Below are 13,477 nucleotides of genomic sequence, written 5' to 3'. Positions count from 1 at the left end.
AATTAATAAGCCATTTTAACAATTTTCTCTACACGGTCTGGTGATAAGGTTTTGTGCTCTCCTAATCCCATCCATTTACGTTCTACAAAACGTTTTGAAATTTCTTCAGCAGTCCCCTCATAATCTTTAGTGTAATCTGAAAGTTTAGTATCAATTCCTAATTCATGGAAAAATGCTTCCGTTCTATCAATGGCAGCATAAGCTTTGTCATTAGTAGTTCCTTCTGTAATATTCCAAACACGCTCAGCGTACTGTGCTAATTTTTCTTTTTTATCTTCAAAATTATATTTGTAATGGCTTGGTGCAATTACCGCTAAGGTACGTGCATGATCAATTCCGAATAAGGCTGTTAACTCATGACCAATAGCATGAACGGCCCAGTCTCCAGGAACACCTTGTTGAATTAATCCATTTAAAGCCATAGTACAACTCCACATAAAGTTAGAAGCGGCTTTATAATCTGTAGGATCTTTCAATACTTTTGGTGCGATTTCGATTAAGGTTTGCAAAATACTTTCAGCAAAACGATCTTGTAATAAAGCGCCAATAGGATAGGTCATATATTGCTCTAAAACGTGTGTAAAAGCATCCGTGATTCCGTTTGCCAATTGACGTTGCGGAATAGAAGTAATGACTTGTGGATCTAAAATAGAAAACTGAGGAAACAAACCAGGACCTCCCATAGCTAGTTTTTCTTTAGTTTCAGCTCTTGTAATAACAGAACCAGAATTCATTTCAGAACCTGTTGCTGGTAAAGTTAAAACCGTACCAAAAGGCATTCCTTTTTCTGTTCTGATGTTTTGAGTTAAAATATCCCAAGGTGTGTCGCCTTCATATAAAGCAGCAGCCGATAAAAACTTAGTCCCATCAATTACAGATCCACCACCAACAGCAAGTAAATAGGTGATGTTTTCGTCTTTAATTACTTTTAGAGCTTCCATTAATTTAGAATACTCTGGGTTAGCAGGAATACCGCCAAACTCAACAACATCTACTTTAGCTAAAGCTGTTTTTACTTGGTCGTAAATGCCGTTCTTTTTAATACTTCCGCCTCCATAAAGTAATAAGACTTTTGCATCCTTAGGGATTTCGTTTTCTAGTTTTTCTATGGTATCCTTACCAAATATGATTTTGGTAGGGTTTTTAAATTCAAAATTATTCATTTTCTTTTCTTTTTTTTATTTTGTATAATCCATTCTAAAATGCTCTCTAGTGAACAATTCTAGGAATGAAACTATTAGGACTAGTTGTCATTTGATTTTTAAATCTTAACAACCATTTTACCTTTATTCTTACCATCAAACAAGTCTATAAAAGCTTGAGGAATGTTATCAAAACCTTCAACTACAGTTTCAGAATAGGTTAATTTATCTTCAGCTAACCAAGTTGCTAATTGTTTAATCGCTTCTGGAAATTTAGCTGCATAATTAGAAACGATAAAACCTTGCATTAAAGCACTGTTTTTTACTAAAAATGGTTGTACACTTAAGCTTTTTGGTGCTTCTGTACTGTTGTAAACTGAAATTGCACCACAAATTATGATTCTTGCTAATTGGTTAATATTAACTAAAACACCATCCGAAATTGGTCCTCCAACATTATCGAAATAAACATCTACACCGTTAGGTGCTGCTTTAGCAATAGCTTCTTGCATGTTTTCAGTCGTGTTGTAATTGATGCCTTCATCAAAACCAAATTTTGATTTTAATAGCTCTACTTTTTCATCAGAACCCGCAATACCAATCACTCTTAATCCTAGTATTTTTCCGATTTGTCCAACCACAGAACCAACGGCTCCAGCAGCACCAGAAACCACTAAAGTTTCTCCTTTTTTAGGTTTTCCTATTTCTGTTAAGCCACAATACGCGGTTAAACCAGTCATCCCTAAAATCCCTAAATAAGCACTTAATGGTGCTTTAGATGGATCTACCTTATTAAGTCCTTCGCCATTAGAAACTTGTTTTGTTTGCCAGTTTAACATACCAGAAACATAGTCTCCTTCTGTAAATTTTTCATTTTTTGAACTGATCACTTTAGCGATAACGCCAGAATGTACAGGTTCGTTAAGTTTAAAAGGTGGTACGTACGATTTTGCATCGCTCATTCTTCCTCTTAAATAAGGATCTACAGAAACATAGGTGGTTTCTAAAAGGAGTTCTCCATCTTTAATTGTTAATTCTGAATTGTCTGTTGTAAATTCAAAATTAGATAGTGATGGTTTTCCTTGAGGTCTATTTTTTAATGATATAGTCTTTGTCATCATGTTTTGTTTTTATTTCATTACAGTTACTAACTCTTCCATAGGTTTTCTCACCTTAACAAGATTTACTAACCAATCTTCATTTTCTTTTCTATAACCAATTGGCATTAAAACAGCACTGCGTAATCCTTTTTCTCGTAATCCAAGAATTTTATCTACAGCATCTGGGTCAAAACCTTCAATTGGTGTCGCATCAACACCTTCAAAAGCAGCAGCAGTTAAAGCTTGAGAAAAAGCGATATAGGCTTGTTTAGCAGCGTGATTAAAATTCTCTTCAGCATCTTTTTGAGGATAAGAATTTAATAACATTTGTCTGTAGTCTTCCCAACCTTGATTTTTAAAACCACGAATATCATTTGTTAAATCGAACATATGATTAATACGCTCTGGTGTATACGTATCCCAAGCTGCAAAAACGAGTAGGTGAGAGCAATCTGTAATTACCGATTGGTTCCAAGCTACTGGTCTAATTTGTTCTTTTAAGTCTTTATTTTCAACTACTATGATTTCAAAAGGTTGTAAACCACTTGATGTTGGTGCTAAGCGTGCGACTTCTAAAATGTTATGTAATTTTTCTTCAGGAACAGTTTCACCGTTCATTGCTTTAGCTGCGTAACGCCATTTTAATTTATCTAATAATTCCATATTTTATTTTTTAATTGTTATTACCTATTGTATTAATTTGATCTGAAGTAATAATGGCTTCAGTATGTTTTTTAGTATTTGCTGTCTTAATCATTGCCTCAGCAATAATAGCAGCATTAACAATTTTATATTTTTTTAAAGCTCCGATAAATAAGGGTTGAATAATTTTAAATAATGCTAGCCCTATTTTTTCTAAAGTTCTTTTTTCTTCACGATTACCTCCAATTAAAGATGGTCTGAAGATATAAGTGTTAGCTATTTTTAGTGCTAATACATCTTGCTCCATTTCTCCTTTAGTTTTGTTATAAAAGACACTACTCTTTTTATTCGCACCCATTGCAGAGACTACCAAAAAGGTGTTGATGCCATTAGCTTTTGCTAATTTTGAAGCTGCAACAGGAATACCATAATCAATTCTTTTATACATCACCTTATCTGGTGTTTTTGATTTTGTAGTACCTATGCAACAGTATATTTCATCCGCTATAAAGTCGGTTTTAAATTGTTCTAACTCTAGTAAGTTTCCTGTAAACTGTTGTACTTTATTTTGAGGTAAACTTTCAATTCTAGATCTCGAAAATAATTTGATGGTCTCGTAACGTTCATCAGCAATTAACTTTTGAAGCACATGAGAGCCTGTTAAGCCTGAAGCTCCTAATAGGATAGCTGTTTTTTTCATATTACTTATTCACTTTAATACTATCCCAAGCCGCTTGATAAGCCTCTTGTATATGAGATTCGTTCAATTGAAATGCACCTCTTTTTTGAGTAATCATTAAAAATGATAGAGGATTAATGGCATAGGCGTACAAAATAAAATCAGATAGAGGTTTTACTAAACCTTCTTTTTTGCCGCGTTGCCAAAGATCGAGTAGGGGTTGTAGGTGTTTTATACCTTCAATTCTACTGGGTTCATCTATCATTGGTGTATTATCACATTGGGCTAAAAACATAGCGTGTTCGCACTCTTTTAATTTAAAATCTGCTATGCGTTTCCAAATCAATTCAAAACCATCTTCAACGGACATATTTTCTTCGTAAGTTGCAAAAGCATAATTGGTATATTCTGCTTTAACTTCGATATAAGTTTGATTAACTAAATCTTGTTTGTTTTCAAAATAGAGATAAATTGTTGCAGGCGATACTTTTGCCATTTTTGCAATTTTACTCATTGGAGTAGCGTGAAATCCATTGTTATTGACCAACTCTATGGTTGCTTTAACTAATGCGTTTCTTTTGTCTATACTTTTTTGAAGTTTTGCCATGATAATTTTAATTCTGGTACAAATGTAACTAAAAATGAACGTTCATTCTTTTTTTTAACAAAGGTTTATGTTTAGTCTTATAAATAGATTCTTATCTACTATTAACAAGGATAACATTGTTTAGTGAAACGAGTCAACTAATAAATGAATAGAGCTAAAACACCTTTACAAAGCCTATTACCTTTGCATCATAGCGAATCACAAGGATTTGCATTAACTATAAAAACTCAAGAATTATGTCAAAAGCATGGGAAGATAAAGCAAAAGGAAATTGGAATATAGCTAAAGGAAAAATTAAGCAAAAGTGGGGAGAACTCACTGATGACGATTTAGATTATGTGGAAGGAAAGGAAGATGAATTAGTGGGGAGAATTCAAAAACGTACAGGAGAAACCAAAGAAAAAGTAAACGAATATTTAAATGATTTAATAAATTAATAGACTATAATTAGTCAGATAAGAATCCTACGAAAGTGGGATTTTTTTTGTTAAATTTTATTCAAAATGATTTACTAAGTCTAATTAAAACTAAATTATTAGTTGTTATCGATGTTCAACTTTCATTTTGAAAAAAACACATACTTTTGTTCTAAGTTAAAAGAAATATTAAGTGATATCAGGTATTCGAAAATATGGTTTTAAGCAGGGATTACCTTACGAATTTGAACATCGTAACCTAAGAGCGCTTTATTCTAGTTCGTTTAATGAATTAATCATTCCGCACCGTGCCGATTTTTATCAAATTATATGGTTTAAAACAGGTTTCCCTAAGCATGTGGTTGATCTTAATACCATTGAGATAATACCAAATACAATTTTATTTGTAGATAAAAATAGTGTTCAATGTTTTGATAAAACGGAGCAGATTGATGGAGAGGTTTTACTTTTTACAGATAATTTTTTCTGTAAAACAGAAGAAGATACTAAGTTTCTTATGAGTAACATGTTGTTTAACGATATGTTTTCAGTGACAACATTGAAGATAAAAAAGCTAATTCCGATTTTTAATAGTTTTTTTAAATTTATTAAAACAGAATTAGCTAATGACGTTGATATTTACAGTTCAGATATTATACGAAATCAGCTTAAGAACTTGTTATTGATATCAGAACGAGAAAAGCAAAATCAAAATAATGTTATTATAAATAAAGGAACTGATTTAGATTTTGTTATTAAGTTTAGAGATCTTATAGATAAGCATTTTAAAGTGCAAAAATCTGTAACAAAATATACTTTCCAATTAAACGTAACTCAAAAACGATTAAGCTCAGCGACTTTAAAGGTTATGGCTATTACTCCAAAGCACATGATAGATGCAAGAGTTATTTTAGAGGCTAAACGTTTATTAGTACATACAGTTTATAGTGTGAAAGAAATAGGTTACACACTTGGTTTTGAAGAGCCTACTAATTTTGTGAAATACTTTAAAAAACATCAAAGTATAACGCCAACTGAATTTAGAAATAGATTTTCTAGATAATTTTATTAGGGCGAAAAATTACCATTTATTGTTGCTTTTTTATCATTTTAAATTAAGGAGGTTGTTGCAAATTTGCTTCATGATTCACTTAAATAAAATGAAACAAATTAAGAGAAATGAAATTAGTAATTGACGTATTAGGTTGGTCAGGTTCTGGCTTTTTAGTTCTTGCTTATGGACTAACAATTATAGAAAACAAAAGGTACTTTGACTATGCTAAGTACTTAAATCTTTTTGGAGCACTTTTAATTGCTATTAACTGTTATTACTATAGTGCAATTCCGTCTTTCGTATCTAATATAATATGGAGTGTTATGGCAACATTGACTCTGTATAGAACTAAGAAAAAAGAAAGAATCTTGGTTTCAATAAAATAATATACAATCAATAATACTTACTTTAAGAATATATAAGGCTACTAATTTGTAGCCTTTTTTTAGTTTCTATAATTATTTTTGAATTAAAGTAACTTTAAGATATACAGAACATGTGATGGTTATATCTGATTATTTATAGAAGCTTTAAATTACTGAGGCGTCATCATTTCCATTTTTTTAATTGTCGATTAAAATAGCTTGTATTATTAAAGCCAGATTGAAATACTATTTCCGACATTCTTAAATTTTGAGATGATTTAATCAGTTTTTTAGAGAATTTAATTTTTTCTGAATTTATATAATCAATAGGTGAAATGCCAAAAGTATTTTTAAACTGTTTATGAAAGTGAGAAGCACTCATATGGGCTTTATTGGCCAATTGATCTACTGTAATATCTTTATTATAAATTTTATTTTGAAAAAAGATCTATATACGTTGTGTGTAGGTCTTTTTTGATTTTGATAATTTATTCATTTATAATAATGAAAATGATAAATTTTAAGTTTAATTATTATTGATTTGAAAATATTTTAACTATTTATTGTTGTGTATATTGCTGATTTGATATATTTATGCTAAATAACTATATATGACTATAGATTTATGTCCAAATTGCAGTAGCGATCAGTATGTTAAGAGCGGAATAGTGAATAAAAGGCAACGTTACAAGTGTAAAAAATGTAATTATTATTTCACAGTTAATAAGATAGGAAAGAAGATAGATGACTACTATGTTAATAAATCACTGCAACTTTATTTAGAAGGGCTCACTTATCGAGAAATTGAGCGCATATTAGGAATTTCTCATGTCAGTGTTATGAATTGGGTAAAAAAATACAATATTAAACGCCCTTATAACTCTAATTATCACCCGACTTATAAAATTCTAAATGCAAATGAGCTTGGTCGCTATTTTTCAGAGCCTGAAAATATAAAAGGTGCAGGTGTTGTTGTCACTGAATTGGGTGATAAATTTATGCTCATAAAATGGGAGCGATTTAAAGATTAGTATATTAAATTAACAGATAAGTATATAAAATATGAATTAAAGAGATGTTTTTAAGAGCTTAGTAGTGCACACAAAACTAATTTTAAGTACTAACTAATCTTTTTAAACAATGAAGAATCAAACCTTTCTATTGCTAGGGCTGTTTATCATGTTCTTTCAATTTATGATTGCTCAAGGCTCGCCAGATTATTCTGGTGGACTTAAATTCAAATTCAACGAAGATGGCTCTAAATATCTTCGTCTCATTTCTTGGGCACAAGTCCAAGCCAATTACAATACGGATGACACATTTGACAGTAACGGAAACGAAAACAGTAAGTTAAACTTTAATTTACGCCGTGCTAGAGTTTTAATGTTTGCTCAAATTAACAAGGACTTTTTAATTCTAACTCATTTTGGATTAAATAGTTTAACAAGTTCCACCTTAAGTCCTACTGGAAAAGGTGATGGTTCTCAACTCTTCTTTCACGATGTTTGGGCGCAATATAATGTAGGCGAAAATCATACTGTTGGTGGAGGATTACATTATTTCAATGGTATTTCTAGATTAAACAATCAAAGCACACTTAATATCATGACGCTAGATAACAACCGTCAGTCATGGGCAACTATTGGTTTGTCAGATCAATTTGCAAGACATTTAGGTGTGTTTATGAAAGGGAAATTCAATAAATTACAATATCGCGTTGCTGTAAACGATGCATCTGTATCGTCTTTAGATGGTCGTACAGCTGTTGCAGGTGGTGATGCCGTTTATAATGGTCGCTCTAATCTTGGTTCTAAAGCTGCTGGAAAAACCTATGCTGGTTATTTCGATTATCATTTTTTAGATCAAGAGTCAAACTTTTTGCCTTATAAAGTTGGGACCTACTTAGGTGAGAAAAAAGTATTCAATATTGGTGCAGGTTTCTTTTTACATCCAGAAGGTTCTGTTATTGATACAGGTACAGCTATTGCACCAAATCTTGAAGGTGAAGATGTATCCATCTTTGCAGTCGATGCTTTTTATGATACACCAATTGGTGAAGATGGTAGTGCTATTACAGCGTATGCCGTTTATCAGAATAGTAACTACGGAAAAAACTATTTATATAGCGCATACGGAACAGGAAGTATGCTTTATGGTCATGTAGGTTATGTTCTCAATGGTGATAAATTAAAAACAAGATTTCAACCTTATTTAAGTTACGGAACACATAGTTATGATGCTGTTGATGATAACAGATCTACATTAGGTGTTGGTATCAATGCTTATATGAGCGGACATAATTCAAAATTAACTTTAGAATACATGAATCAAAGCTTTGGATCGGTAGACACTAGTACTATTTCGCTTCAAGCTATGATTTACCTATAAAAACTAAGAAACTATGAGTAATAAACAGGATCACGCAACAGCGTACTGGAAAGAAAATGTGAAGTATCTAGCCATACTTCTAACAATATGGTTTGTAGTATCCTTTGGGTGTGGCATTCTATTTAGAGAAGAGTTAAACCAATTTAAACTAGGTGGTTTTAAACTAGGATTTTGGTTTGCGCAACAAGGGTCTATATATGTATTCGTGGTATTAATATTCGTTTATGTAAGATTAATGAACAAACTAGATAAAAAATACGGTTACGACGAGTAAGCCTTAACTAACAACATTAAATAAAAATATTATGAGTGTACAAACATGGACTTGGTTATTAGTCGGCATTACTTTTGCGCTGTATTTCGGAATCGCAATTTGGGCTAGAGCTGGATCAACTAAAGAATTTTATGTTGCCGGTGGAGGTGTTTCGCCATTAGCAAATGGTATGGCAACGGCTGCCGATTGGATGAGTGCCGCCTCCTTTATAAGTATGGCAGGTATTATTTCCTTCGCAGGTTACGATGGCTCTGTTTACCTTATGGGATGGACCGGAGGTTACGTGCTTTTAGCATTGCTTTTAGCGCCTTATTTACGAAAGTTTGGGAAGTTTACGGTTCCCGATTTTATTGGAGATCGCTACTATTCAAACACCGCAAGAACGGTGGCTGTAATTTGTGCTTTAATTGTTTCATTTACTTACGTTGCAGGCCAAATGCGTGGAGTTGGAATTGTGTTTTCTCAATTTTTACAGGTAGATATTACTGTAGGTGTGATTATAGGAATGACAGTGGTACTGGCTTTCGCCTTATTGGGTGGTATGAAAGGAATTACATACACGCAAGTGGCACAATATTGTGTTTTGATTTTTGCTTTTATGGTGCCAGCATTCTTTATTTCATTGCAAATGACAGGAAATATAATTCCTCAAATAGGAATGGGTGGTAAAGTTGAAGGAGGAGCATTTCTTCTCGATAAATTAGATTCTTTACATACAGAATTAGGGTTTCATGAATATACAAGCGGAACTAAAAGTACTTGGGATGTATTTGCAATTACTTTAGCGTTAATGGCTGGTACTGCTGGTTTACCTCACGTTATTGTTCGCTTTTTTACAGTGCCTAAAGTGAAAGATGCACGTAAATCTGCAGGATATGCATTATTCTTAATTGCTATTTTGTATACAACAGCGCCTGCTGTAGCCGTTTTTTCTAGAACTAATTTAATTGAAACGGTAAGTAACCAACGTTATGATGAAATTCCGGTTTGGTTTAAAAACTGGGAGAATACAGGCTTAATTGCTTGGTCTGATAAAAATGGCGATGGTAAAATTCAATATGTTGCAGGAAATGCATTGTCTAGTAGTAAACCAGAATTTACAGATGCTAGAGGAGAACATGGTGAGCGTATTGTTGCTAACAGTAGCGGTGAAGTCAATGAATTATATGTGGATAGAGATATCATGGTATTAGCAAATCCTGAAATTGCAAACTTACCAAATTGGGTCATTGGGCTGGTAGCAGCAGGTGGACTAGCGGCAGCTTTATCGACAGCTGCAGGATTACTTTTAGTAATTTCTACATCAGTTTCTCATGATTTAATTAAGAAACAATTGCGACCAGATATTTCTGATAAAAATGAATTAAGAGCAGCAAGAATTTCAATTTTTGTAGCGATTTTAATTGCAGGTTACTTCGGGATTAATCCACCAGGATTTGTCGCCGCCGTCGTCGCGCTCGCCTTTGGTCTTGCCGCCGCCTCTTTTTTTCCTGCCATTATTTTAGGGATTTTTGATAAACGAATGAATAAAGAAGGTGCTATTGCAGGTATGATTGTTGGTATTACATTAATGATGTACTACATGATGCGCTTTAAACTCGATATGTTTGGTGGAGGAACCAGTGAAGATTGGTGGTTTGGAACTTCACCTGAAGGTTTTGGAACCATTGCTATGTGTGTCAACTTTGTGATTTCTGTAGTTATTTCAAGACTGTCACCTGCACCACCTCAAGAGGTTCAAGATATGGTTGAAAGTATCAGAATACCTTCAGGAGCAGGTGAAGCACAAGACCATTAAAAAGTTAATGTTTATATAGTCTTATATATCATTATTTTAATTTTACTTAGTTAGAGAATCAGTATTGCAATTTTTGTAATACTGATTTCTTATATTAGTAGATATTTAGTTGTTTCTATTAATAATTACGAATTCATGAAAAAACGTCACGAGCAAAAGCTAGTTGTGTTATCAATAGCTTTGTTTTTTGTATTTAATATTCCCTTTGTCCTCATTTTTAATTTTGAAGGCGCCATTTTTGGGATTCCAACACTATACTTTTCGCTATTTACGTTTTGGATGATTTCGATTGTGATTTCATATATCGTTTTAAAACGCCATTATGAATAGTTACGCCGTAATCATTATCATTATTATCTATTTAGCAATGTTGTTTTACATTGCTTTTCTTGCTGAAAAGAAACGACAAAGTAAATGGGTAAATAATCCATACGTCTACACCTTGTCTTTAGCGGTTTATTGTTCAGCATGGACGTATTATGGAAGCGTAGGTATTGCCGCTAATTCCGGAATCCATTTTTTACCAATCTATTTAGGCCCTGTTATTGCTGCGCCTTTATGGATTGTAATGCTTCGGAAAATCATAAGAATATCTAAGCAACATAAAATTTCATCTATTGCAGATTTTATTTCTTTACGTTACGGAAATAATAGGTTTTTAGGTGCATTAGTTACTGTGATTTGTCTTTTTGGTACCTTGCCTTATATTTCTTTACAGTTGAAGGCCGTCTCAGAAACCTTCGAAATTATATCTGGAGATAATAGTTATGTTTCTACCACCGTAATTGACGATTCTACATTTTACATCGCTTTATTATTAGCCATATTCGCTGCTTTTTTTGGAACTCAAAATACAGATGCATCAGAAAAACATAAAGGTATTGTTGCTACAGTGGCATTAGAGTCGATGTTGAAGTTGTTGTTTTTTCTAGCAATAGGAACGTATATCACGTTTTACTTGTTTGATGGTACTTCAGATATTTACGAAAAAATTTCTGTCACAGACAATTTTAAAGAATTGACTACACTTGGTAAAGTAGAAGATGGTTTTAATTGGTTCTTCATGATCGCTTTATCATTTATGGTCGTGTTTTTATTACCACGACAGTTTCAAGTTGCCGTTTTAGAGAATAACAGAGAAAAACATCTTAAGAAGGCTATTTGGTTATTTCCATTGTATTTATTGTTGTTTAATATTTTTGTCATCTTTATTGCTTGGGCAGGGAAACTCACTTTTGGGTCCACGGAAAATGCAGAATACTATACGCTATTATTGCCCTTAGAACATGGGAATACCTTTTTGGCAACGCTTGTGTTTTTAGGTGGTTTTTCAGCGGTGATTTCTATGGTTGTAGTGTCTACTTTGGCGTTGTCTACAATGGTAAGTAATAACTTGGTGATTCCGTATGGGTTCTTAGATAAATTCATAAAAAATCAACCGGAACGCAATTCAAAATACATCAAGACTATCCGTCGTGTTTCTATTTTTACCATCATTATCGCAGCATATTTCTTTTATGTAATATTTTCAAAAGCGCTATCGCTGTATTCCATAGGTTTAATATCGTTTGTGATTATATCTCAGTTAGCACCATCTTTTTTTATAGGTTTATATTGGAATCGTGGCTCTTCAAAAGGCGCCATTATTGGAATGATAGTCGGTTTTTGTGTTGCTATATATACCTTGGTTTTGCCGTTTACATTGGAAGCTTATACAGGTACAGACGATTTTCGTCAATATGGCTTATTGGGTATTGAAGCATTAAAACCTTATGCTTTATTTGGAATTGATTTTCTAAGTCCACCAGCTCACGCTTTTTTCTGGAGTATAACCTTTAATTTGTTTAGCTATTTAATGTTTTCATTAATGTCTAAAGGAAATTATAGAGAACGTAATTATGCTGAAATGTATGTAGATAGTAAAAACTTTACAAATCTTCAGGATAGTGCATTGGTTTGGAAAGGTGAAGCTTATGTGGCAGATATTAAAAATGTTTTAGCACGATTTTTAGGTGAAAAAAGAGCGACTCGTGCTTTAAAAATATTTTTCACAAAGTATAAATTATCTCAAGATACACAGTTGGCAGATGCAAGATTAATTAATTTTTCAGAAAAACTCTTAACAGGAAGTATTGGTTCTGCATCAGCAAAAATATTAATTGCAAGTGTGGTTAAGGAAGAGCAGATTAGTTTGGTTGAGGTTTTAAAGATTTTAGAGGAATCTAAAGAGAACATAGTTAGCAATAAAGTACTTCTAGAAAAGTCGAATGAGTTATCTCAATTAACATTTCAATTGAAAGAAGCTAATGAAGAGTTGATAGATAAAGACAAGCAAAAAGATGAATTTTTAGATACTGTTGCTCATGAGTTAAAAACGCCAATAACAGGAATTCGTGCAGCAGCCGAGGTCATTCTAGATGATGAGGAAATGCCTAAAGAAATTAAAGCCCAATTTTTAAAGAATATTTTACAAGATTCGGATCGTTTAGGGCGCTTAATCAATAATATTCTAGATTTTGAAAAATTAGAAACAGGTGGTTTGCATTTAGACTTACAACCACAAGATATTCAAAAAACAATTGGTAAAGCTATTGCTAGTGTTTCTCAAATTGCAGCAAAAAAAGAAGTTTTAATTGTAAATAACAATATGCATCCTTTTGTAATTAACTATGATGAAGACCGTATTCTTCAAGTGTTGACTAACTTATTATCTAATGCTATTAAATTTTGCGAAACAAAAACAGGAAAAATTATAGTCGATTATAAGATCGGTAACCAAGTCGTTGAAATCTCAGTAGCAGATAATGGAAAAGGAATTCCGGAAGAAGATTTTATTTATATTTTCGATAAATTTTACCAATCTAAAAATCAAAATACAAGAAAACCAGAAGGTAGTGGGTTAGGTTTAGCGATTACAAAACAAATAGTAGAAAAGCATAAAGGGAAAATTTGGGCCAAAAAAGACATAAAAAATGGTGCAACGCTTGTTTTTACAATACCTTTTGAGTAAAT

The 13,477-nt window shown here is 32.6% G+C and carries 14 protein-coding genes; 8 read left to right on the top strand and 6 right to left on the bottom strand.

The features are described from left to right. Window positions 1-2: 2 nt before the first annotated feature. The 5 genes from H0I32_RS01330 to H0I32_RS01310 all read right to left on the bottom strand — a co-directional run bounded on the left by H0I32_RS01330 (window position 3) and on the right by H0I32_RS01310 (window position 4,170). The gene (locus tag H0I32_RS01330; protein ID WP_173589244.1) at window positions 3-1,163 is read right to left on the bottom strand and encodes an iron-containing alcohol dehydrogenase; all 1,161 of its coding nucleotides are present in this window, start codon (window positions 1,161-1,163) and stop codon (window positions 3-5) included. Window positions 1,164-1,261: 98 nt separating this feature from the next. After that, window positions 1,262-2,260 (bottom strand): NADP-dependent oxidoreductase, encoded by a 999-nt coding sequence (locus H0I32_RS01325; protein WP_179313294.1) that lies wholly within the window; start codon window positions 2,258-2,260, stop codon window positions 1,262-1,264. A gap of 12 nt (window positions 2,261-2,272) precedes the next feature. After that, a complete protein-coding gene (locus tag H0I32_RS01320; protein ID WP_179312975.1) occupies window positions 2,273-2,905 on the bottom strand; it encodes an NAD(P)H-dependent oxidoreductase in 633 nt (210 codons plus the stop codon). Window positions 2,906-2,915: 10 nt separating this feature from the next. Then, entirely contained in the window at window positions 2,916-3,584 is a 669-nt protein-coding gene (locus H0I32_RS01315; RefSeq protein ID WP_179312976.1) for an NAD(P)H-binding protein, read from the bottom strand. A gap of 1 nt (window position 3,585) precedes the next feature. After that, window positions 3,586-4,170, bottom strand: coding sequence for a TetR/AcrR family transcriptional regulator (locus H0I32_RS01310; protein WP_179312977.1), 585 nt, complete (start codon window positions 4,168-4,170; stop codon window positions 3,586-3,588). A 236-nt stretch (window positions 4,171-4,406) separates the two neighbouring features. Here H0I32_RS01310 and H0I32_RS01305 point away from each other — a divergent pair, with 236 nt between their 5' ends. The 3 genes from H0I32_RS01305 (at window position 4,407) to H0I32_RS01295 (ending at window position 6,026) form a co-directional block, all read left to right on the top strand. Then, window positions 4,407-4,607, top strand: a complete 201-nt coding sequence (locus tag H0I32_RS01305; RefSeq protein WP_173589249.1) for a CsbD family protein — start codon at window positions 4,407-4,409, stop codon at window positions 4,605-4,607. A 172-nt stretch (window positions 4,608-4,779) separates the two neighbouring features. Next, window positions 4,780-5,649 (top strand): helix-turn-helix domain-containing protein, encoded by an 870-nt coding sequence (locus H0I32_RS01300; RefSeq protein WP_173589250.1) that lies wholly within the window; start codon window positions 4,780-4,782, stop codon window positions 5,647-5,649. 116 nt (window positions 5,650-5,765) lie between these two features. Beyond that, complete coding sequence (locus H0I32_RS01295; RefSeq protein WP_173589251.1) at window positions 5,766-6,026, top strand: CBU_0592 family membrane protein; 261 nt, start codon at window positions 5,766-5,768, stop codon at window positions 6,024-6,026. Between the two features lie 163 nt (window positions 6,027-6,189). Here H0I32_RS01295 and H0I32_RS01290 read toward each other — a convergent pair whose 3' ends face one another. Then, window positions 6,190-6,387, bottom strand: coding sequence for a helix-turn-helix domain-containing protein (locus H0I32_RS01290; RefSeq protein ID WP_246293575.1), 198 nt, complete (start codon window positions 6,385-6,387; stop codon window positions 6,190-6,192). 229 nt (window positions 6,388-6,616) lie between these two features. On the opposite strand from H0I32_RS01290, the gene H0I32_RS01285 reads away from it, so the two are divergent. The 5 genes from H0I32_RS01285 (at window position 6,617) to H0I32_RS01265 (ending at window position 13,475) form a co-directional block, all read left to right on the top strand. After that, window positions 6,617-7,036 carry a helix-turn-helix domain-containing protein gene (locus tag H0I32_RS01285; RefSeq protein WP_179312978.1) on the top strand — a complete coding sequence of 140 codons (420 nt, stop codon included), beginning with the start codon at window positions 6,617-6,619 and terminating at the stop codon, window positions 7,034-7,036. Between the two features lie 109 nt (window positions 7,037-7,145). Beyond that, window positions 7,146-8,393, top strand: coding sequence for a hypothetical protein (locus H0I32_RS01280; RefSeq protein ID WP_179312979.1), 1,248 nt, complete (start codon window positions 7,146-7,148; stop codon window positions 8,391-8,393). A gap of 13 nt (window positions 8,394-8,406) precedes the next feature. After that, window positions 8,407-8,667 (top strand): DUF4212 domain-containing protein, encoded by a 261-nt coding sequence (locus H0I32_RS01275; RefSeq protein WP_173589254.1) that lies wholly within the window; start codon window positions 8,407-8,409, stop codon window positions 8,665-8,667. Between the two features lie 31 nt (window positions 8,668-8,698). Beyond that, on the top strand, window positions 8,699-10,465 hold the full coding sequence (locus H0I32_RS01270; protein ID WP_179312980.1) for a sodium:solute symporter family protein: 1,767 nt from the start codon (window positions 8,699-8,701) through the stop codon (window positions 10,463-10,465). Window positions 10,466-10,787: 322 nt separating this feature from the next. Continuing rightward, a complete protein-coding gene (locus H0I32_RS01265; protein WP_179312981.1) occupies window positions 10,788-13,475 on the top strand; it encodes a sensor histidine kinase in 2,688 nt (895 codons plus the stop codon). Window positions 13,476-13,477 lie beyond the last annotated feature (2 nt).

This window comes from Winogradskyella sp. HaHa_3_26 (assembly GCF_019278425.1).
Taxonomy (GTDB): domain Bacteria; phylum Bacteroidota; class Bacteroidia; order Flavobacteriales; family Flavobacteriaceae; genus Winogradskyella; species Winogradskyella undariae.
The sequence above is the reverse complement of the archived record's forward strand: the minus strand, read 5'-3'. Positions and strand labels throughout refer to the sequence as shown.